An 18,227-nucleotide genomic window follows, 5' to 3' on the forward strand; every position below is an offset into this window, starting at 1 on the left:
TTGGCCGGGTGTTTCAGGGCAGGCTCTGGGTGTTCATTATTCCCATCACGTGTCAGGTATTTTTTATGTCGCTGCGCATCTGCATTCTCGAAACCGACATCCTGCGGCCCGAATTGATTGACCAATATCAGGGCTATGGGCAGATGTTCCAGCGCCTGTTCTCGCAGCAACCGATCGCCGCTGATTTCACTGTCTATAACGTGGTGAAAGGGGATTACCCAAGTGACGACGAGACTTTCGATGCGTACCTGGTCACTGGCAGCAAGGCCGATTCGTTCGGTACGGATCCGTGGATCCAGACCCTCAAGACCTACCTTTTGAATCGCTACGAACGCGGCGACAAACTGCTCGGCGTGTGCTTCGGCCACCAATTGCTGGCGTTGCTGCTTGGCGGCAAGAGCGAGCGGGCCTCCCAGGGTTGGGGCGTCGGTACTCACAATTACAAGCTGGCAGCCAAGGCACCGTGGATGAGCCCGGTGCGCGAAGAGCTGACATTGCTGATCAGTCATCAGGATCAGGTAACCGAGCTACCGGAAAACGCCACGGTCATCGCCTCCAGCGATTTCTGCCCGTTCGCGGCGTATCACATCAACGATCAAGTGCTGTGCTTCCAGGGTCACCCGGAATTCATTCACGATTACTCCCGCGCGCTCCTTGATCTGCGCCAGGAAGCGCTGGGCCCGCAGATTTACAGCAAAGGCATGGCCAGCCTTGAGCAGGAACATCATGGCGCTACGGTTGCGGAGTGGATGATGCGCTTCGTGGCGCACAAGCCAGAAACGGCTCAACGCTAAAATGGCCTGCTCCCACAATCTCTGTGGGAGCGAGCCTGCTCGCGAATCTCCGGGGCAACGCGGTCCCGGCTACAGCCACCCGGACCGCTTGAAGCTCGCCCACAAACTCACACACCCCACCGCAATAAACCCCAGCACTGCAAAATAACCGTAGTGCCAGGTCAACTCGGGCATGTTCTGGAAATTCATCCCGTAGATCCCCGCTACCGCAGTCGGGAACGCCAGAATCGCCGCCCACGCTGCAAACTTGCGCTGCACCACGCTCTGCCGTGATGCCTCAAGCAACACGCCAATCTCGATGGTCTGGCTGGCAATGTCCGCCAGCGTGGTCAGATCTTCCATCTGCCGCGTTACATGAATCTGCACATCGCGAAAGTACGGGCGCATGTTCTTGTCGATGAACGGGAAACTGAGCTTTTGCAGCTCCTCGCCGATCTCCACCATCGGTGCCGCGTACCGACGCAAGCGCACCACATCGCGGCGCAGACCGTGCAGCTTCTGGATGTCGCGCTCGTTGAGGGCGCTGCACAGCACATTGCGCTCCAGCTCATCGATCTCGGCGTGGATCGCTTCGCCCACCGGCTGATAGTTTTCGATGACGAAATCGAGCAGCGCATACAGGACGAAATCCTCTCCGTGCTCGAGCAACAGCGGACGCGCTTCACAGCGTTGACGCACATAGGCGTACGACGCGGAATGGCCGTTGCGTGCGGTAATGATGTAACCCCTGCCGGCGAAGATATGCGTTTCGATGAATTGCAAAACGCCGTTTTCGCGAACCGGTGAGTAGGTGACGATAAACAGAGCGTCACCAAAGGTTTCCAGTTTTGGTCGGCTGTGTTTTTCCAGCGCGTCTTCGATGGCCAGTTCATGCAGGTTGAACTGTCGTTGCAGGTTGGATAATTCCTGTGCGTCCGGTTCTTCCAGACCGATCCAGACGAAGTGACCGGGTTTGGCGGCCCAGGCAGCACCTTCGTCCAGCGCAATATTGGTGACTTTCTTACCCTCGCTGTACACCGCAGCAGCAACAACTCGACCCATGGTGGTGATTCACTTCTTCTTGGCAGATGGCAGGGAAACTAGGCTTCAGCTTAGCCGTGTCGCTGCTTGAGAGTCAGTGAAACTTCTACAGTTCACCCGGCAAAAGAAAACCCGCACAGGGCGGGTTTGGTTTCACGCGGCTTGCAGTTGCCGATCCATCGACTCGATGCACTCGCGCATCTGCTCGCGGCATCGCTCGATGAGCATGGGCATGTCGTCCATGGTCATTCCGACTGTAGGAATCGCCGGCAAGGAACGTATGAGAACGTTGCCGCTGCGCCAGCGATTCAGGCGCATGTGCTTTATATAGCTGCTCACGCACACCGGAACGATCGGTACGCCGGCAGCAATCGCCATCTGGAACGCGCCTTTCTTGAACGGCAACAGATCTTCACCGAGGTTGCGGGTGCCTTCCGGAAACACCCAGATCGAGGTGTCTTCGTTCTGCAAGGTGTGGGTCGTCGTCAGCATCGACTGCCGCGCCTTTTGCGCATTGCCACGGTCGATCAACACATTGCCGGCCAGCCAGAACAACTGGCCGAACAACGGCACCCACTTCAGGCTCTTCTTGCCGATACAAACGGTGCGACGAGGGACGACATTGCCGAACACGAACAAATCGTAGTTGGACTGATGGTTGGCGATGATCACGCAACTGTCGGGCTTGTTCATCAAGCCGTTGACCTCTGATCTGACCCGCAAACGCAAGATACACATCGCCGGCAAAGCGTAGAGGCGGGCGCACAGTCGACTGTTGTCCGGGTTGAACGGGCGGCACAATCCAAGGATCACGCCGAGCACGCCGGCCAGAATAAAGTGCAGGCCCATCAACAACATACGAAACACAAACAGCATTTTTGCAGGCCCACCGGGACAAAAGGTGGCGCAGTGTACGGATGTGCACTGTTTTCGGCAATTGCCGCTATAGAGTCCGGAGATGGCCGATGTTTAAGCGCATGTTTCAGCATTGCCTGTCAGGCGCGTCCTAGAGCTTTCAGCGAATCTTCAACGCTGAACGTAAGAAAAAGCCCGACCAAGGTCGGGCTATTCTCTTACCGGCAGATTTTGGACGAGTTAGCCCAGATGTTGCTGATCCTGCAGGATCGCGTCGTCGAGGGTTTCCAGCAGTTGCTTGCGCACTTTGAGCTTGGTGTTCTTGTGCGCCAGCATGTTGATCTTCTTCAACTGACGCGCGGCAGCCAGGGCGGCGCCCTGCAATTCTTCGGCAGTGACGACTGTGTCGAGGAAGCCTGCATCAACGGCACTTTGCGGATCGAACATCTCGCCATTGATTACCGAGCGATGGAAAGCCGAACGCCGCAAGCGGTCGCGTGCCAGCTCGATACCGGCATGGTGCATGGTCATGCCGATCTGCACTTCGTTGAGACCGATGCTGAACGGGCCGTCGACACCGATGCGGTAATCGGCGGACAACAGCAGGAAAGCACCCTTGGCCACGGCGTGCCCCGGGCAAGCAACGATCACCGGGAACGGGTGAGAGAGCAGGCGGCGGGCCAGGGTCGAACCGGCTGTCACCAGCGCAACGGCCTCTTTCGGGCCGGCCGTCATCACCTTCAGGTCATAACCACCCGAAAGAATCCCCGGCTGCCCGGTAATGATCACCACGGCGCGATCCGCCACCGCCTGATCCAGCGCCGCGTTAAACGCCGCAATCACATCCGGAGAAATCGCGTTGACCTTGCCATTGTTCAGGGTCAGGGTTGCGATACCGTCTTCGAGGTGGTAGGCAATCAACTCGCTCATGACGCTATTCCTTATTAGAAAGATGGGCAGACGTTACCCACCGCCGCAGGCCAGGTAAAGCGCCGTGACTGACCTGCCAGTCACCGTTTTGCGCTTCGGCCAGCGCTGCGCGCGTGTTGCCTTCTATAAAGGAAGCGCACGGTTTACCCGAGATTGGCGGGTTTGCCATCGTCCGCTCTGGCTGAACGCAACGGCCTCTCTTAAGCGCATGAAAATTCTGAAAAAAAGTTTGCCATCGGAAAAGCTTTCGACTACATTAGCGCGCCTCGACAGACAGAACATGTCTGCAGAGATACGGTGAAGTGTCCGAGTGGCTTAAGGAGCACGCCTGGAAAGTGTGTATACAGGAAACTGTATCGAGAGTTCGAATCTCTCCTTCACCGCCACATTCTGTAAACACAAACCCCTGATTTTCTTAGAGAAAGTCGGGGGTTTGTGGTTTTTGGTGTCGATTTATCCAATCATCTGACGCGCCTTACTGCAGGATGCAAGCATGAATAATGAGAAAAAGCCTGATACGCAGAAGGCGGAATCAGAAAAATCTGTATACATCGGTTTTGTATGGCTATGTACAGGGGTCGCGGCCCTATGGGCATGTTGCACATTGGTGATCTATCTGTTGCTTCCTGATTGGCAAGCACGTGGAACAGTAGGAGATTCTTTTGGTGCAGTTAATGCGCTGTTTTCAGGGCTCGCATTCGCTGGGGTAATTTATGCGTTGAATTTGCAGCGCAGGGAGCTTACTTATCAGCGCGAAGAGATGCTAGCGACCCGGGCGGTATCTGAGGCTCAATTAGCCGAAATGAAAATATCCAGGGAGCTACTTGCGCAGCCGCTTCCAATACCTAAAATCACTGCCTTAAAAATCGAGCGCCCGCGATTTTATTATTCGCCTCCGGAAGATGAGCATAGTGTTCAGTCTCGGTATTTTGTCCATGCGGATCTGAGTAATCCTACGCAATACCCAGCGGTGGGTTTAAGTCTAAGCTGTTCGATTCAAGTTGGGGTGCCGCGGAAGGCTTTAGGATGGTCGGATAGTTACATGTCGATACTTGCGCCGGGTGCTGCTCTGAATGATCCGTCTGAAATGCAAGATTTTTTGTTTAATGGAGATACTACCGGGCGACTATTTGACTCTTTGCGGCAGAATGATCCAAGGCAGCTTCCAGCGATACTTGTAGTTATTCATTTTAAAAACGTCGTGGGGGCTCACTTCCGTTTGGTTCAAGCTTTTCGTGTGCTTGCTAGCCATTCTCATATAGAAACTCTTCGAGCATGGCATACGGCTGTCGTAGGTTCTGATACTCGATTCAAACAGCAGCTCATTACTTTAAAAGAGCTAAAGCGCAAAAATAGGGATAAAGAGTGGGATGTCCTCTTTGAATCTGTCAAAAGTGAATTTTCTGAGTCTGTACCAAAAGAAGAATTTCTGTTGGTGGGGGCCGAAATAATTCCGGCGTCTTTTTCTCTAGTGCAGATTTCGGAAGATGACTATGATGTCGCGCTGAAAAATTCAGCCTATCCTCGTAGGATGAATGATATGTATGATTGTCCTGCGGAGTTAGATGGTCGTCACTAGTGAGTAGGATATCGATGTTTTTTATGCTAGCGGTAGTCCAGTGTTAGGTTCGAGCCTTCAGTGGTTTGATTTGAAGTGGCTCGCATCAAATATGCATGGTACTTTCAAGTGAACCGTAGAAGGTCCCCGAAGGCACAGACGAGCATCTGAGCCTGCGTTTGGCACCAGCGCTGCATGCAACTGTCGCTGTAAAGGCGCAGCTTGCTCACAAGAGCATCAATCAATGGGTTGCAGACGTGCTCGATCATGAAGTCCACGCGTAGCCGCGAAATCCAATTTTCGGCAGAAGTTGTACAAAACCCTGTCACCCGTCGAAATCTCCTACACGCCTCATTGACCCCCCGAACCGTCCCGAGTTTACTGTATGTGCATACAGTAAATTCACTATCAGGTTCGTATCATGAGCGTCACCATCCTCGGCCCTTTGTCAGGCGCGGGCGAACAGCTTGCGCTGTATTCGTTTCGGATTCCCGCCGGATTTCCTTCGCCAGCGGCTGATCACATTGAAAAGCACATCTCTCTGGACGAGGTTTTTGATATTCGTGCGCCGCACGTTTATCTGGCGAAGATCGAAGGCGAGAGCATGCAGGACGCCGGGATATTTTGCGGTGATCTGGTGATTGTTGATCGCAGCCTGAATGCCGAGCACGGCGATATCGTCATCGCCGGTCTCAACTCCGAACCTGTCTGCAAGCGCCTGCACATGCGCGCCAACACCATCATTCTTCTTTCGGCCAACAGCAAATACCCGCCTCGCTATGTGATGGAAGGGGATGAGCTGGTGATCTGGGGTGTGGTGACTTACAGCGTGCGCGACCATGGCAAATCGTGAGCAGGTCTTCGCGCTGATCGATTGCAACAGCTTCTATGCCAGCTGTGAGCGAGTGTTCCGGCCCGATCTGGCGAAGACGCCGATTGTCGTGCTGAGCAACAACGATGGCTGCGTGATCGCGCGCAGCTACGATGCCAAACCTTTTGTGAAAATGGGCGCGCCGTACTTTCAGATTCGTGATGATCTGCGCCGCCACGGCATTCAGGTGTTCAGCAGTAATTACGCGTTGTACGGCGACATGAGCGAACGGGTGATGACGATCATCGAATCCATGGTGCCGGCGGTCGAGGTTTACAGCATTGATGAGGCGTTCGCCGATCTCAGCGGCATTCCTGGGGACCTGACAGGTTTTGGCCGAACCATTCGCTCTGCTGTTTATAAGCGCACCGGCATCCCGGTCGGCGTCGGCATCGCCCCGACGAAAACGCTGGCCAAGCTCGCCAACCACACTGCGAAGCGCCTACAGGCGCACACCGGCGGCGTGGTCGACATCTGCGATCCGTCCAAACGCGACTGGGTGCTGCGCAATACCGATGTCGGTGAAGTGTGGGGCGTCGGACGGCGGATGAAAGCTCATCTGGAAAGCATGCAAATCAGAAGTGCGATGGACCTGGCGAAGGCCGATCCGTGGACACTGCGGCGCAAGTTCAGCGTGGTGATCGAGAAGACCGCGCGCGAACTGGGTGGCACATCCTGTCTGGAACTGTCGGAAACGGAACCGCCGAAGCAGGAAATTTGCAGCAGCCGCATGTTTGGCAACCGTTTGACTACCATCGAGCCGATCAAGGAAGCCGTTGCTACTTATGTGCATCGAGCGGCGGAAAAGCTGCGTGCGCAGAGTTCGTTGTGCAAAAAGATCCGCGTGAGTATCCGCACCGGCATGTTCAATCCGGAAGAGGCGAAGTACGCCAATGGCGCGCTGATCGAGTTGCCTTATCCGACCAATGATGTGCGATTGCTGAGCAAGGTGGCGAGCGAGGCGGTTGATCGATTGTTCCGGCCGGGCTTCAAGTACAGCAAGGCTGAAGTGTTATTGATGGATCTTCGGCAGCCCGGAGAGTTTACCGAAGACTTGTTTGCCCAGTCGCAACCGCAGACGGCGGAGAAGGTGATGGGGGTGCTCGACCAGATCAATCAGCGCTGGGGGCATGGAACGTTGCGAGCGGGGAGTGTGCCGGCGGATCCGGCCTGGGGCATGCGGCGGGAGATGATGAGTTCGAGTTTTACGACGAAGCTGGATCAATTGTGGGTGGTTAAATCCAATTGAGGCACGGGCCAGATCTGGTGCCGCGTTACAATCGCTGCCTTCACTTATGCAGTAAAAGGACGACTTTCATGATCATTTCCACCACTCATTCCGTCGAGGGGCGGCAGATCACTGCCTATCTGGACATCGTCAGCGCCGAGTCTGTGCAGGGCGTCAACGTGATCCGCGATATGTTCGCCGGCATGCGCGACTTCTTTGGCGGGCGGTCGCAGACGTTGGAGCGGGCTCTTAAAGAAGCACGCATTCAGGCCACCGACGAACTGAAAGATCGAGCGCGGGCATTGCAGGCTGACGCGGTGGTCGGCGTGGACTTCGAGATCAGCATGCCGGCAGGCAAGGGCGGCATGGTCGTGGTGTTCGTCACCGGAACTGCGGTCAAGCTGCGCTGATCATTGTGTTCAAGGCAAAGTCCACTCGCACAACGAATGGGCTTTTTCGCGTCAATCAGCCTTGTGGCTTGAGCAACACAGCGCCTCTTGAGTCATAGGTCAGCGGTGTATCGATGGCAACGAGGGGCGGCGTCCCGTCAGGCTGCGCCGATGGTGCGGGCTCGCTGGGATGGTAGACGACGCCCGGTTGCAGAAGCGGTTTGTCTGGGTATTTGATGGTGATTTCACCCGAGGCGATCTTTTCCTTGAGTTTTTCCGCACCGGCCTTGCCGGCAGCGATCTGCTCGTCCGTGAGTTTTACGACTGGCATGTTCGGGAATCCATTGATCTGCATGATCTCTCCTTGAGATTCATTTGTAGGAGTAAGGGCAGCGGCCGTTCGATGGAAATCTTTAGCGAATGATCGTTCACGACGCTTTTTTCCATTCGTCGGTGATCAGTCTTTCTGAACGGCAAGTCCAGTAGTGACCAGCTAGTCTCAAAAGCGCTGAGGGGCGATATTTTCCAGGCAAAACTGTTTTGTCGGTGTCGACCCAGTTGCGTAGGGGAGAGTCTATGTCAGGTCCATTTATCGAAGATGATGGCGCAGAGTTTTCATTCAACAATTGTGTGCGCTGCGGTCAGTCGGAGTATCAGTCGGGGTTTGGCGAGGATCCGGTGAGCATCGGCAAAATCAAATCCACAGCCCCCAAAGGGCCGAAAGCGAAATTCCTACCCAAGGTCACGGCAAGGACCAGAAAGTGATTTCATCCTGCACCCCGTCACTGAACGGGGTTTTTTATGTGCGCAAGAATAGGGGTTTGAAATCTCTGGCAAGCATTGACATTAATGTCGGTTTTTTTTCACAAACTTTTCACGTTGGCCAACGTAGTGTGAAGCCATCCGTTAGAAAGCAAGTCTCCAGCCCGTCTCCCCAGCGGGCTTTTTTTTGCCCGGCATAAAACCTTTTCCCTGATCGCGGTCCAAACGACGCTGTCGCCTGCGTCTGGACTTTCCTGGGCCGAGCGCATTAAATCCCGCTCCTTTTCGTCATCCCGTTTATTTGAGGTTTTCGTCATGCGTTTAACACTGCCTGCTCTGGTTCTTGGCCTTCTGGTTGCTCAAGGTGCGATGGCTGCCGGTGATGGCACCGCTGCGCTGGGCGGTGGCCTGGGTGGCGCGCTGGGTAACGTGGTCGGTCAGAAAATGGGCGGCAGCACCGGTGCCGCCATTGGCGCTGGCGTCGCGGGCGCAGCAGGCAGTGCCGTCGCCGCACGCAAGGGCAGCCGCACCAAAGCGGCGATCGGCGGCGGTGTCGGTGCAGCCGGTGGCTCGGTGATCGGCAACAGCCTGGGCGGCCGCAACGGCGCCACCATCGGTGCAGGTCTGGGCGGCGCGGCCGGCGGTGCCGTCGGCAGCAATCTGGGCAAAGGTCACAAGCGCCACTGAGACTGATGGCCTGTCAGAAAAAGCCCGACTCGATGTCGGGCTTTTTCATGGCTGAACGTTTCGTCAGAAATCATCTCCAATCTGCATACGCCCCGCTTGGGCGGACTGTCCCGATTCGGGAACTGCGAGGTTCATATGCGATTGTCATTATCTGCACTGTTTTTTGGCTTGGTCGTGGCGCAGGGCGCGATGGCGGCCGGAGACGGCACCGCTGCCGTAGGCGGTGGTCTCGGCGGTGCGCTGGGTAATGTGGTTGGCGGACAACTTGGCGGCAGCACGGGCGCAGCGGTCGGCGCAGGTGTTGGCGGCGCGGCCGGCAGTGCCGTCGGCGCGAACAAACGCAACCGCACCGAAGCCGCGATTGGCGGCGGTCTTGGCGCAGCAGGCGGCTCGGTCGTCGGCAACAGCCTCGGCGGCTCCACCGGCTCCGCCATTGGCGCAGGCCTGGGCGGCGCAGCAGGCGGCGCGGTAGGTAACAATCTTGGCGACGACGACGGCGGATCTCATTCCGGCGGCCACAAGCACAAGAACAAACACAAAAATAAACATCGCTGATTGATCAACGAAAACCCGGCCTGGCGCCGGGTTTTTCGTGTCTGGCCGTCAGGCAGAGGAACGATTGGCGGCAGGGCTTTTCGAACGTCATACATCCCACACGCTCAAGAGGTGCGCCATGACTCCCGAAACCGAAGGCAAAGAAGAGAAGGGCCCGAGTGGATTGCCGTTTATCAATGATCCGGGGAATGAAGATCCCGGCTCGCTGATGGATGATGCGACGGTGCCGTTGAATGATGCGGATGAGGCGGATATGGAGTATGAGGAGGATGGGGATGAGCAGTGAGAGTGTTCTTGGTGAATGGAGATTTTGAATATTGGTTTAAAGGGCCTGAGTCCACAGGCCCTCTTTGTGGTCGTGTTTAGGTCGTTTCTTTCGAGTCGGCCCAGATATATAGATTACTTATGGCTGAAATTTTTTTGATTTTTTTTAGATTGATGTATTCGGCGAATTCTTTTTCGATAGTTTCTTCGTTGCAATACTTTCTATGCTTAGATGGTCGTTCACAAGCAAAGTTGTATAAGCGCCAAGTGTCGAATCCATTGATTTCACCATTAGGTCCATAGTCAAAATCTACGGTTCCTGTCGATAGATTGATGCGGCAGCCAATGCCGTGCAATTCATATTTAACGCCTCGAGTGACTCTCCCGCATCGCTTGATCGCCTTGGTATACCAGAGCTTTCGAATATCTCGAGTGCCAAATTTTCTTTCAAGTATCAACGTGCTGGAATCTACCATGGAGATAAAATCATTTATCAGGGTCTCCAGATTTTCACTTTGATCACTCATCTTCTTCTCCGGTGCTCCAATCTGTCGAAGCCTACATTATTTGCTGACTCTAATATATCTTCAATGCTTCTTAGAGATCCTTCGTACGCTTTCAGATTTGTTATGAGTTTAATCGTCACATTGGTCGAAGTTTGTCGTGCAGCTGCTGCGCGGTGGTGTCCATCCAGAATATATAAACTGCCGTTATGTTCTAGAACGTCAATGGGGCGTACTGAATTGAATCCGTCACGCATTTTGTCCTTATACCCATCTACTGTCCTAGTTGAGGTCTTACCCGCGATTGCATGTACTCGTTTCAGAGTGTTTGGATCTATATTGTGAGCAATGGCCGGTAGGTCCGGCTCCCCCTCATCAACCTTAACCCTATCACTCGCCCCCGGCACCTCACACCCAGGCTTATTCGGCGGAGGGCAGTTGGACGTCAACCCCAACGGATCCACCCACCCCGTCGGATTCGGCACGTACTGGTACTGATTCAACCCACCCGCCAGCTTCACCGGGTCCGGCGTTAAATACCGTCCAAGCCTTGGGTCGTAATACCGATGCCGGTTGTAATGCAGCCCACTTTCAACATCGAAATACTGCCCCTGAAAGCGCAGCGGTTGATCCAGGTAGTCTTCGCCGGCGAGGGTGACGGCGGCGACTTTGCCGTAGGCGTCGTATTGCGCGGACCAGACGATTTCGCCGCTGTAGTCGGTGAGTTCCTGCGGGGTGCCGAGGTGGTCGAGTTGGTAGTAGAACGGGCAGGCTTTTTTCGATTTCGCCGCTGTAGTCGGTGAGTTCCTGCGGGGTGCCGAGGTGGTCGAGTTGGTAGTAGAACGGGCAGGCTTTTTTCGGGCCTTTGCCGTCGAGCATCGCCAACGGGCGGAAGGTGCCGGGTTCGTAGAGGAAGCTGCGGTATTGGCTGGCGCTGCTTTCGGCGACGAGGTGTTCGCCTTGCCAGAAGAACTCGGTGACGGCGCCGTCTACGCTTTTGCGGATGCGCCGGCCGAAGGCATCGTATTGATAAGTGGCGGTCTGGCCGTCGGGGCGGGTCAGGCCGATCAGGCGGTGCTGGCAGTCGTAGCGGTATTCGGTGACCAGGGTCTGGCCGTGGCCTCGGCGTTCGCGGATCAGGTTGCCGAAGGCGTCGTAGTCGTAATGACGGTCGCCCTGCATCAGCAGGCGATTGCCCTTGATCTGCGCAGGGCCGGGACGATCCTGCATCAGCAGGTTGCCGGCCGGGTCGAGGCGGCGGCGATGTCAACCCGATGTTGACAGGATCCGTGTAAGAATATTCGCTGAGCAGCAAACCTTGCTGGCGTTGCTGTTCGCGACCGGACTGGTAGACGTGGCGCGTGAGCGGCGTGCCATTAAGGTCGATGGCCGACAGCGCACCGCCCTTGGCGTAGTGGTAATCGAGCTTGCTGTTGTCCGGCAGGCGCAGGCGCTTGAGCTGACCGCAGGCGTCATAGGCGTAGCGCAAGGTGCCCCAGCCCTGATGCTCGGTGATCAGCCGGTCCTGACGGTCGTACTCGAAGGCCAGCGGATGGTTTTGCCCGTCATCGACGCCGATCAACCGACCGAGGCGATCGTAGTCGTAGCGGATCTTGGCGCCATCGGGCAGGGTTTTGACCCGCAAGCGCCCGGCCTTATCGCGCTGGTAGTGGGTGACCAGCGATAAACCCTGCTCGCCAAACTCGGTCTTCTCCAGACCCGCAAGCGCCCGGCCTTATCGCGCTGGTAGTGGGTGACCAGCGATAAACCCTGCTCGCCAAACTCGGTCTTCTCCAGCAGGTGCCCGTTGAGGTCGTAGGCATAAGCCGTGCGCCGCCCATCAAACCCGGTTTCCTGTCGGATCAATCCGGTCGGCGTGTAATCCAGTCGGTATTTTTCGCCCGATTCGTTTTCAATTTCGGTCAGCAGCAACCGCGCATGGTCGTAGCGGTACTGCACGCGGGTGCCGTCGGGATTGATCCGTCGCGAGACCAGGTGCAAATCATCGTCATATTCGTAGCGGGTAATGCGCCCGAGTTCATCGCGCTCAGCGGTGATCTGGCCGTAGGTCTTNGATTGATCCGTCGCGAGACCAGGTGCAAATCATCGTCATATTCGTAGCGGGTAATGCGCCCGAGTTCATCGCGCTCAGCGGTGATCTGGCCGTAGGCGCCGTAGCTGTAGGCGCGCGTGCTGCCCGTAGGAGAAGTCGTCAGGATCAGTCGGCCGGCCGCGTCCCACTGCTGACGACTGACAACACCAAATTCGTCCTGGGTGGTAATCCGCCGGCCCAGCGCATCGTAGGAAAAGCGCCGCACGCCACCATCGGGCAAGGTTTCTTCGATGAGCTGACCGAGCTCGTTCCACACCCAGCGGTGGCGGCTGCTGTCCGGATAACGCAGCGACAGCAATTGCCCGCGCAGGTTGTAGTAGTAATGGGTGACCTGGCCGTCGGGATCGACCGCTTCGGTAACGGCGCCTTCAGCGTTGCGCCGGAAGATCCACACCGCATCACCACGGCAACGCTTGTAGAGAAAACCGTTGCGGTACTCGTAGGATGTTGGTGCATCGTCCGGCGGAATCAGCGCGATCAGCCGTCCGATTTCGTCATAGCGGTATTCGGTAACCGCGCCCAATGCATCCTGCTCGGCGATCAAGCGGCCCTGCTGGTCATAAGCCTTGAGCTGCTCGCCGCCATCGGCCGCGACCTGGCGCACCAGCCGTGCGCGCTCGTCGTGGACGTAGACTTCTTCGGTGCCGTCGACGTAATGCACGGTCACGCTGGCGTCGTCATCGTTCCAGACGTAACGGGTGTTCATCTGCGAGAACGACGCCCAGTGCCTCACGCAGCGCGCCGCTTTGCCCTCGCGCTGCCACTCCCGCTGTTCCCGCACATGACCGTGGCACAGAACATCGCNCCAAGCTTGAAGCCGCCCGGCGCCGCCGGTCAGCTGGCGCTGGAGGATGACGTGATGGTCGTCGTAGTCGTAGCGTTCGCTGTCGCCGACCGCGTTGGTCGCGGTCAGCAGGCGTTGCCGGGCATCGAAGCTGTAGGTGGCGAGGTTTTGCTCGGTGGTCCACTCGCCCTGGACGAACACCTGATAATCGATCGCCACCAGTTGCGCGCGGTCATAACGCAACAGCAATGAGCGGCCGGCGCCGTTGTCCAGACACTGAATGCGGTCGGAGCGATCGCGTTGCAGGGTCAGACGATTGCCGTAGACATCGCTGATTGCCGTCAGCCGGCCGGCGCGAAAGTGGTAGAAGCGCGCACTGTCGCCGGCCAACGCCAGAATCAGTTCTTCCGGCTCATCGCCGAGAAAGATCGCCGCCCGCGACAGGCTGTTGTGAATCGCTGGGCGCGCGACGTTGGGCAGGGGAAAGCGGGTGCGGCGGTTTTCGTGGTCGATCCAGATCACGCCATCGCCGTCGAAGGCAAGGCGATGGGCCAGCGTGTGGCTCCAGCCGAAACCCAGGCCCATATCGATCTCGACCGCGCTGCTGCGGTACAAGCGGGTGAACTCGAAGGGCAGTACGCCATCGAGCACCGCGTCGGTCAGGGTCAGCAGTTCTTCGCCGGTGACCATCGACACCGGGCAGCCGTTTTTGCAGGTATTGGCGACGCAGTCGGCGGCGTCGCCGTTGGGGTTTTTCGCTTGATCAGGGACGTCGTCGTGGGGCTCGTGGCGCTCAAGGCGCGCCATGCCCTGGGATTTTTCCCGCGCGAGCGGCGCGGGATTCGGCACGCTCAATACCACCGCGTCGGCCTGACGAATGTTCAGCGGAATCGATGGCGTCGGCTTCAGCTCCACTTCGCGCGCATGAAACATCAGCGGCTTCAGCGTGCTCGCGTGCTGCTTGAGTTCCGGTGTCGAAGTCAGCTCAGCCAGACGCAAGGCTGACGCGGCCAGCCACTCCCGCGCCCTTGGCGACTTGATCTTCGCCAAGACCTTGCTGCTCAAACGCAGCGATACGCCAGCACCGCCCGCCACGCGCATCAACAGGAAGCTGATGAGCAACTCGGTGCGAACTTCGGCCACCACCTCGGCGAGGTATTGCGGCGGCAGCATCTTCAGCCAACTGGTGAACGCGGCCAGATGAATGAACAACAACGGCTCGTCGCTGAGCATCAACAAGGCATTGGCAATCGCCTCGCTGGAAGCCGCCAGCAGCGCCTCAAGTTCGACTTCGCTCAGGTATTCGAGGAGCTTTGCGCTGTGCTCCTGCAGGTCGGCGAGGAGGGCAAACAGCTGTTGAATGTCATCCCAGACGCCATTCAGGGCTTTTTCCAGGCCGCGCCAATCGGCCCGTTGCAACTGTCCGTAACGATCAAGAAAGCCGGCGCTGGAAAACTCCGTCCATTGCGGTTGGAAGCCTGTCCATTCGCTGCGCAGCCAGCCTTCAAGACCGGCAATGACCCCTTCATATGAGGCATACAGGGCGCGGACATGGGCGGAGGAAACGTTGGGAAAGAAGGTGATGCGATAGCGCTGGCCGCGCATGCAATCGGTCACCTCGAGGATCCCGCTCGGGCCAATGGTGTAGCGCTTTGGTTCGCCGAAGGTCAGCACGCCGTCGACGTCGCTGAGCAGCGGTTCGAGGGTCACCGGGGTGTCGCCGATCGGTACGAAGCGCGCTGCTTCAAACAGATGCACCAGGGTCAGCGGTCCGCTGGCCGAACACATGACCACCGATGAACTGACAGGTGCGCGCGAAGTGATCGGCGCGCTCAGTTGTACGTCATTGCCAACCTTGAACACCTGCTCGATGTCCAGCGCCGTCCCCGTCCAGAATTGCTCGGCCCAGGCGTCGTAGTTGTTCAGGCACAGGCGGAACTCGTCGATCAGCGCTTCAAAATCTGGCTGCTTCGGATTCAGGGCGGCCACCACCAGCAGTCCGATGCTGTTGTTCAGGGCCAGGAGCTGATCGGGTTGAAACATTCGCAGTCGCTCGCGCATATGAAGAAACGGGAGCGCGGACTTTGCGGGGGATCAAAAAGGAAAGAAGTCGGGGAAGTAGGCAGTGTCTGTAGGAGTTTTCGCTAAATGCGAAAAGGCGTCGATGGCATTGCCCGTTGCTCAATGTCCATCGGCCTCGCTATGCTGCTGAACCCATTAATCAGATCCGCGTTGCGGCACGTTGCCTGTCGCCCGGGATGTCTTTGTTAACGGATCCGATGATGAATGCACCGCTGAAGACGTTCGGCCCGATCAAGGCCGTGATTTTCGATATGGACGGTTTGCTGCTCGACACCGAGGGCATTTACACCGAGGTCACCTCGCTGATTGCCGGGCGCTACGGGAAAACCTTCGACTGGAGCGTCAAGCAGAACATCATTGGTCGCGGTGCCAATGACTTGGCCAACTACGTGGTGCAGGCGCTGGAGTTACCGATCACTCCGGAAGAATTTCTGCAGATCCGCGAGCCGCTGATGCGCGAGCGTTTCCCCAAGGCGCAAGCGATGCCGGGGGCCGAAGCGCTGGTGCGTCACCTCAAGGCGCACAACATCCCGATCGCAGTCGGCACCAGTTCGTCGCGCCAGTCGTTCGGGCAGAAAACCACCTTGCACCGTGAGTGGTTTGCGCTGTTCGATTTCATCGTCACGGCGGACGATCCGGAAGTCGGCGCGGCCAAACCGGCGCCGGATATCTTCCTCACCGCCGCCCGGCGCCTGGGCATCGCGCCCGGGGATTGTCTGGTGTTCGAGGATTCGCCGTTCGGCGTCACCGCCGCGAAAGCGGCAGGCATGACCGCAATCGCCATCCCCGACGCAGCGATGGCTGATGAGAAATATGCTCACGCTGACGGCATTATCCGCTCGCTGAAAGCATTTATGCCCAGCGCCTTTGGCTTGCCGACGCTGGAACTGGCTTGACCGTCCGCACAAAAACGCCGTCCTTCCTGTAAAGAAGGGCGGCGTTTTTTCTTGCCGGTCTGTCAGGCGCCGAAACCACCGTCGATGGTCAGGCTGGCACCGGTGATGTAGCCGGCTTCAGGCCCGGCCAGGTAGGCGACGAAGCTGGCGATTTCATCGGCGGTGCCGTAACGACCGACGGCCATCAGCGGGATCAGGCTGTCGGCGAATTCGCCATGGGCCGGGTTCATGTCGGTGTCGACCGGGCCAGGTTGCACGTTGTTGATGGTGATGCCGCGAGGGCCGAGATCGCGGGCAAGGCCTTTGGTCAGGCCGACCAGTGCCGATTTGCTCATCGCGTAGACACCGCCACCGCCGAAAGGCATGCGGTCGGCGTTGGTGCTGCCGATGTTGATGATCCGCGAGCCTTCGCCCATGTGTTTCGCCGCTTCCTGCGAAGCAATGAACACGCTGCGCACGTTGATGGCCAGGGTCTGATCGAAATCTTCGAGTTTGAAATCTTCCAGCGGCGCGATGGCTAGCACGCCGGCGTTGTTGACCAGAATATCCAGGCGTCCAAACGCTTCGACGGTGGCGCTGACGGCGTGGCGAATCGCGCTGGCGTCGGCGCTGTCAGCCTTGATCGCCAAGGCTTTACCGCCGTTGCCGGTGATGCTGTTCTGCAGTTCTTCAGCTTTGGCGGCGGAGCTGACGTAGGTGAAAGCGACAGCGGCGCCTTCAGCGGCCAGACGTTTGACGATGGCCGCGCCGATGCCGCGCGAACCGCCTTGAATCAGAGCGACCTTGCCGCTGAGGTGTTGAGTGGTCATGTTCGATCTCCAAGTGTTCAAGGCGGAATGCCTTGGTGTTGGTGCCGAGTATCGGCCTGGCATCGACAACCGGGTAGACCATGATTGCTATAGTCTGTGTAAACCAGAAGTTTATAGTGGCGATCATGGAAACGTTCAGCAGTATCGAATGCTTTGTGCGCAGCGCCGAAGTCGGCAGCTTTGCCGAAGCCGCGCGACGCTTGAGCCTGACCCCGGCGGCGGTCGGCAAGAGCGTGGCGAAACTGGAAGCGCGGCTTGGCGTGCGGCTGTTCCAGCGTAGTACCCGCAGCCTGACGTTGACCGAAGCGGGGCAGCTGTTTTTGAATGAAGTCAGCGCCAGCCTGACCACCATCCAGAATGCCGTGGCCAATCTGGCCAGTGCCGGCGGGCAACCGGCCGGCACGCTGAAAGTCAGCATGGGCACGGTGTTCGGTCGTCTGTATATCGTGCCGCTGCTCGGTGAGTTCTTGCGGCGCTATCCGGCGATCAACCCGGACTGGCATTTCGATAACCGCCAGGTCGACCTGATCGGGCAGGGCTTCGACGCGGCGATTGGTGGCGGCTTTGAACTGCCACAAGGCGTGGTTGCGCGCAAGCTGACGCCGGCACATCGGGTGTTGGTGGCATCGGAGGACTATCTGCAAAAACATGCGCCGATCAGCCATCCCGATGACCTCAGGCAACACGACGGCATTCTGATTCGCTCACCGCAGACCGGGCGCGTGCGTTCCTGGCAACTGACTCACCGCGATCAGCAACACAGTCCGCTGACATTGCGGGCGCGGATGACCATGAGTGATTCCGAGGCTGCCTGTGCAACGGCGATGCAAGGTTTGGGCATTGCGCTGGTGAGCATGCCGTTTGCGGTCGCGTATCTTCAGGCAGGGACGTTACAGCGAGTGCTGCCGGAATGGTTTGTCGATGACGGCAACATTTCGATCTATTACGCCGAGCACAAATTGTTGCCGGGCAAGACCCGGGCGTTTGTGGATTTCGTGATTGAACAGTTTGCTGAGCAGGGACTGGGGCGTCGGTTTAGTGCTATCTGAGCCAGGCATCAAACCGAGTTGCGGCTATCGCGGGCAAGCCCGCTCCCACAAGTTTTGAGTTGTTCACACATCTTGCAA

Annotated in this window: 18 protein-coding genes, 1 tRNA gene and 4 pseudogenes; 14 read left to right on the forward strand and 9 right to left on the reverse strand. The window is 57.6% G+C overall.

From position 1 onward, the window contains the following. Positions 1 to 65 precede the first annotated feature (65 nt). Complete coding sequence (locus ASG55_RS04975) at positions 66 to 794, forward strand: amidotransferase (protein ID WP_056784079.1); 729 nt, start codon at positions 66 to 68, stop codon at positions 792 to 794. Positions 795 to 863: 69 nt separating this feature from the next. Here ASG55_RS04975 and ASG55_RS04980 read toward each other — a convergent pair whose 3' ends face one another. The 3 genes from ASG55_RS04980 to ASG55_RS04990 form a co-directional block, all read right to left on the reverse strand. Further along, the gene (locus tag ASG55_RS04980; RefSeq protein ID WP_056784082.1) at positions 864 to 1,835 is read right to left on the reverse strand and encodes a magnesium and cobalt transport protein CorA; all 972 of its coding nucleotides are present in this window, start codon (positions 1,833 to 1,835) and stop codon (positions 864 to 866) included. 132 nt (positions 1,836 to 1,967) lie between these two features. Further along, positions 1,968 to 2,690: a 1-acylglycerol-3-phosphate O-acyltransferase gene (locus ASG55_RS04985; RefSeq protein WP_056784083.1), complete on the reverse strand. Its 723-nt coding sequence runs from the start codon at positions 2,688 to 2,690 to the stop codon at positions 1,968 to 1,970. Positions 2,691 to 2,909: 219 nt separating this feature from the next. Beyond that, a complete protein-coding gene (locus tag ASG55_RS04990; RefSeq protein ID WP_056784086.1) occupies positions 2,910 to 3,599 on the reverse strand; it encodes a crotonase/enoyl-CoA hydratase family protein in 690 nt (229 codons plus the stop codon). A 64-nt stretch (positions 3,600 to 3,663) separates the two neighbouring features. On the opposite strand from ASG55_RS04990, the gene ASG55_RS26750 reads away from it, so the two are divergent. The 7 genes and pseudogenes from ASG55_RS26750 to ASG55_RS05010 all read left to right on the forward strand — a co-directional run bounded on the left by ASG55_RS26750 (position 3,664) and on the right by ASG55_RS05010 (position 7,666). Then, on the forward strand, positions 3,664 to 3,900 hold the full coding sequence (locus ASG55_RS26750) for a hypothetical protein (RefSeq protein WP_156388165.1): 237 nt from the start codon (positions 3,664 to 3,666) through the stop codon (positions 3,898 to 3,900). Next, positions 3,896 to 3,985 (forward strand) — tRNA-Ser (locus tag ASG55_RS04995). The genes ASG55_RS26750 and ASG55_RS04995 overlap by 5 nt, the downstream gene beginning before the upstream one ends. 107 nt (positions 3,986 to 4,092) lie before the next feature. Then, the gene (locus tag ASG55_RS26755) at positions 4,093 to 5,178 is read left to right on the forward strand and encodes a hypothetical protein (protein WP_156388166.1); all 1,086 of its coding nucleotides are present in this window, start codon (positions 4,093 to 4,095) and stop codon (positions 5,176 to 5,178) included. 146 nt (positions 5,179 to 5,324) lie between these two features. Further along, positions 5,325 to 5,441 (forward strand): annotated as a pseudogene (locus ASG55_RS26150) (toxin-antitoxin system HicB family antitoxin); the annotation flags it as partial. A 137-nt stretch (positions 5,442 to 5,578) separates the two neighbouring features. Continuing rightward, positions 5,579 to 6,010 carry a LexA family protein gene (locus ASG55_RS05000; RefSeq protein ID WP_056784089.1) on the forward strand — a complete coding sequence of 144 codons (432 nt, stop codon included), beginning with the start codon at positions 5,579 to 5,581 and terminating at the stop codon, positions 6,008 to 6,010. Continuing rightward, positions 5,997 to 7,277, forward strand: a complete 1,281-nt coding sequence (locus ASG55_RS05005; RefSeq protein WP_056784092.1) for a Y-family DNA polymerase — start codon at positions 5,997 to 5,999, stop codon at positions 7,275 to 7,277. The genes ASG55_RS05000 and ASG55_RS05005 overlap by 14 nt, the downstream gene beginning before the upstream one ends. Before the next feature lie 68 nt (positions 7,278 to 7,345). Next, on the forward strand, positions 7,346 to 7,666 hold the full coding sequence (locus ASG55_RS05010; protein ID WP_016773801.1) for a YbjQ family protein: 321 nt from the start codon (positions 7,346 to 7,348) through the stop codon (positions 7,664 to 7,666). A gap of 55 nt (positions 7,667 to 7,721) precedes the next feature. On the opposite strand, the gene ASG55_RS05015 is transcribed toward ASG55_RS05010, so the two are convergent. Then, positions 7,722 to 8,000: a hypothetical protein gene (locus ASG55_RS05015; RefSeq protein WP_056784095.1), complete on the reverse strand. Its 279-nt coding sequence runs from the start codon at positions 7,998 to 8,000 to the stop codon at positions 7,722 to 7,724. 221 nt (positions 8,001 to 8,221) lie between these two features. On the opposite strand from ASG55_RS05015, the gene ASG55_RS27125 reads away from it, so the two are divergent. From ASG55_RS27125 to ASG55_RS26965, 4 genes are all read left to right on the forward strand, one after another. Then, positions 8,222 to 8,410 (forward strand): hypothetical protein, encoded by a 189-nt coding sequence (locus ASG55_RS27125; protein WP_024012286.1) that lies wholly within the window; start codon positions 8,222 to 8,224, stop codon positions 8,408 to 8,410. A gap of 312 nt (positions 8,411 to 8,722) precedes the next feature. Beyond that, complete coding sequence (locus ASG55_RS05020; protein ID WP_016773803.1) at positions 8,723 to 9,094, forward strand: hypothetical protein; 372 nt, start codon at positions 8,723 to 8,725, stop codon at positions 9,092 to 9,094. A 135-nt stretch (positions 9,095 to 9,229) separates the two neighbouring features. After that, positions 9,230 to 9,649, forward strand: a complete 420-nt coding sequence (locus ASG55_RS05025; protein WP_024012287.1) for a YMGG-like glycine zipper-containing protein — start codon at positions 9,230 to 9,232, stop codon at positions 9,647 to 9,649. Positions 9,650 to 9,767: 118 nt separating this feature from the next. Continuing rightward, a complete protein-coding gene (locus ASG55_RS26965; protein WP_016773805.1) occupies positions 9,768 to 9,935 on the forward strand; it encodes a hypothetical protein in 168 nt (55 codons plus the stop codon). A 76-nt stretch (positions 9,936 to 10,011) separates the two neighbouring features. On the opposite strand, the gene ASG55_RS05030 is transcribed toward ASG55_RS26965, so the two are convergent. From ASG55_RS05030 to ASG55_RS27155, 4 genes and pseudogenes are all read right to left on the reverse strand, one after another. Continuing rightward, positions 10,012 to 10,440, reverse strand: a complete 429-nt coding sequence (locus tag ASG55_RS05030; RefSeq protein WP_056784098.1) for a DUF6896 domain-containing protein — start codon at positions 10,438 to 10,440, stop codon at positions 10,012 to 10,014. A gap of 329 nt (positions 10,441 to 10,769) precedes the next feature. Continuing rightward, positions 10,770 to 12,489 (reverse strand): annotated as a pseudogene (locus ASG55_RS27470) (RHS repeat-associated core domain-containing protein); the annotation flags it as partial. 1 nt (position 12,490) lies between these two features. Then, positions 12,491 to 13,333, reverse strand: a pseudogene (locus ASG55_RS27150) (type IV secretion protein Rhs); the annotation flags it as partial. Position 13,334: 1 nt separating this feature from the next. Continuing rightward, positions 13,335 to 15,356: pseudogene (locus tag ASG55_RS27155) on the reverse strand (DUF6531 domain-containing protein); the annotation flags it as partial. 239 nt (positions 15,357 to 15,595) lie between these two features. On the opposite strand from ASG55_RS27155, the gene ASG55_RS05055 reads away from it, so the two are divergent. After that, complete coding sequence (locus tag ASG55_RS05055; protein ID WP_056784114.1) at positions 15,596 to 16,291, forward strand: HAD-IA family hydrolase; 696 nt, start codon at positions 15,596 to 15,598, stop codon at positions 16,289 to 16,291. Between the two features lie 62 nt (positions 16,292 to 16,353). Here ASG55_RS05055 and ASG55_RS05060 read toward each other — a convergent pair whose 3' ends face one another. Continuing rightward, positions 16,354 to 17,100, reverse strand: a complete 747-nt coding sequence (locus tag ASG55_RS05060; protein ID WP_056784118.1) for a 3-oxoacyl-ACP reductase family protein — start codon at positions 17,098 to 17,100, stop codon at positions 16,354 to 16,356. A gap of 125 nt (positions 17,101 to 17,225) precedes the next feature. On the opposite strand from ASG55_RS05060, the gene ASG55_RS05065 reads away from it, so the two are divergent. Then, complete coding sequence (locus ASG55_RS05065) at positions 17,226 to 18,149, forward strand: LysR family transcriptional regulator (protein ID WP_056786769.1); 924 nt, start codon at positions 17,226 to 17,228, stop codon at positions 18,147 to 18,149. Positions 18,150 to 18,227: the final 78 nt, after the last annotated feature.

It is taken from the genome of Pseudomonas sp. Leaf434 (assembly GCF_001425545.1).
Taxonomy (GTDB): Bacteria; Pseudomonadota; Gammaproteobacteria; order Pseudomonadales; family Pseudomonadaceae; genus Aquipseudomonas; species Aquipseudomonas siliginis.

What these genes read in the sequence shown, in the direction of transcription:
- ASG55_RS04975 (WP_056784079.1), top strand. Translation starts at nt 66, where the DNA reads ATGTCGCTGCGCATCTGCATTCTCGAAACCGACATCCTGCGGCCCGAA.
- ASG55_RS04980 (WP_056784082.1), bottom strand. Translation starts at nt 1,835, where the DNA reads ATGGGTCGAGTTGTTGCTGCTGCGGTGTACAGCGAGGGTAAGAAAGTC.
- ASG55_RS04985 (WP_056784083.1), bottom strand. Translation starts at nt 2,690, where the DNA reads ATGCTGTTTGTGTTTCGTATGTTGTTGATGGGCCTGCACTTTATTCTG.
- ASG55_RS04990 (WP_056784086.1), bottom strand. Translation starts at nt 3,599, where the DNA reads ATGAGCGAGTTGATTGCCTACCACCTCGAAGACGGTATCGCAACCCTG.
- ASG55_RS26755 (WP_156388166.1), top strand. Translation starts at nt 4,093, where the DNA reads ATGAATAATGAGAAAAAGCCTGATACGCAGAAGGCGGAATCAGAAAAA.
- ASG55_RS05000 (WP_056784089.1), top strand. Translation starts at nt 5,579, where the DNA reads ATGAGCGTCACCATCCTCGGCCCTTTGTCAGGCGCGGGCGAACAGCTT.
- ASG55_RS05005 (WP_056784092.1), top strand. Translation starts at nt 5,997, where the DNA reads ATGGCAAATCGTGAGCAGGTCTTCGCGCTGATCGATTGCAACAGCTTC.
- ASG55_RS05010 (WP_016773801.1), top strand. Translation starts at nt 7,346, where the DNA reads ATGATCATTTCCACCACTCATTCCGTCGAGGGGCGGCAGATCACTGCC.
- ASG55_RS05015 (WP_056784095.1), bottom strand. Translation starts at nt 8,000, where the DNA reads ATGCAGATCAATGGATTCCCGAACATGCCAGTCGTAAAACTCACGGAC.
- ASG55_RS27125 (WP_024012286.1), top strand. Translation starts at nt 8,222, where the DNA reads ATGTCAGGTCCATTTATCGAAGATGATGGCGCAGAGTTTTCATTCAAC.
- ASG55_RS05020 (WP_016773803.1), top strand. Translation starts at nt 8,723, where the DNA reads ATGCGTTTAACACTGCCTGCTCTGGTTCTTGGCCTTCTGGTTGCTCAA.
- ASG55_RS05025 (WP_024012287.1), top strand. Translation starts at nt 9,230, where the DNA reads ATGCGATTGTCATTATCTGCACTGTTTTTTGGCTTGGTCGTGGCGCAG.
- ASG55_RS26965 (WP_016773805.1), top strand. Translation starts at nt 9,768, where the DNA reads ATGACTCCCGAAACCGAAGGCAAAGAAGAGAAGGGCCCGAGTGGATTG.
- ASG55_RS05030 (WP_056784098.1), bottom strand. Translation starts at nt 10,440, where the DNA reads ATGAGTGATCAAAGTGAAAATCTGGAGACCCTGATAAATGATTTTATC.
- ASG55_RS05055 (WP_056784114.1), top strand. Translation starts at nt 15,596, where the DNA reads ATGAATGCACCGCTGAAGACGTTCGGCCCGATCAAGGCCGTGATTTTC.
- ASG55_RS05060 (WP_056784118.1), bottom strand. Translation starts at nt 17,100, where the DNA reads ATGACCACTCAACACCTCAGCGGCAAGGTCGCTCTGATTCAAGGCGGT.
- ASG55_RS05065 (WP_056786769.1), top strand. Translation starts at nt 17,226, where the DNA reads ATGGAAACGTTCAGCAGTATCGAATGCTTTGTGCGCAGCGCCGAAGTC.